The organism is Bacillus sp. LR--39, from assembly GCF_053613335.1.
Genome location: NZ_JBSIOT010000380.1, coordinates 1 through 1,015 on the forward strand (window position 1 = coordinate 1; position 1,015 = coordinate 1,015).

Consider the following 1,015-nt stretch of genomic DNA (forward strand, 5'->3'; position numbering starts at 1 on the left):
CATCTGCATCAAATAATAAAGTGCGGTATCGTTTCATCTGTGTGTCTCCCTTTCTCATATGTATTCAAAGTATAGCACATAAAAAAAGGAAAAAGCCGGCGGGTGAGGCACCGCCGGCTGAAAAGAGATTATTTGTTTAATAAGCTGTGTTTTCTCGAATATAGGAAGTAAACCAGCGTTCCGACAGCGATCCAGATGACAAATGAAAGCCATGTGACGCCGGGAAGGCTGTACATGAACCAAATGCAGATGCCTGCGCTGATAATCGGCACAACCGGAACGAACGGCACTCTGAAGGACGCCTTGATTTCAGGATGTTTCTTTCTTAGCACAATGACAGCAATAGATATGACCGTAAACGCGGCAAGTGTTCCCATGTTCACCAGATGGGCCAGCGTTCCGAGGTTAATAAAGCCGGCGATTCCCGCTGCAACGATCCCTGTCAGCCATGTGTTGCGGAACGGGGTTTTAAATGACGGATGAACCTTTGCGAACAATCCAGGCAGAAGGCCGTCTCTGCTCATGGCAAATGTCAAACGAACCTGAGCATACAGCAAAGCGAGCATCACCGTCGTAATCCCGATAATCGCACCGACAGAAATAATTCCGGCAACAGCGTCCTGTCCGACGAATTTCAGCGCAAAGGATACAGGATCTCCGACATTCAATTTGGCATAAGGCATCATGCCTGTCAGCACAAGCGATACCGCGATGTACAGAACCGTGCAGACGGCTAGAGCTGAAATAATGCCGACGGGCATGTTTTTTTGCGGATTTTTCACTTCCTCTGACGCGTTAGAAACCGCGTCAAACCCAAGGTACGCGAAGAATACAGTGGCAGCGCTAAGTATGACGCCTTTCATCCCGAATGGCATAAAAGGAGACCAGTTATCCGGTTTCACATAGCCGATGCCGACAATAATGAACAATAATATGATCGCGATTTTCATCAGTACGATGACGTTGTTAAAGCGTGTGCTTTCCTTGACGCCTCTGCTGACAATCGCAGTGATGA

1 protein-coding gene is annotated in these 1,015 nt (G+C 47.8%); it reads right to left on the bottom strand.

Annotated features, from left to right (window positions below; genetic code table 11):
• Positions 1-128: 128 nt before the first annotated feature.
• Positions 129-1,015, bottom strand: an 887-nt coding sequence (locus ACWHAR_RS23390) for an amino acid permease (RefSeq protein ID WP_452087989.1), incomplete at its 5' end; no start/stop codon positions are given.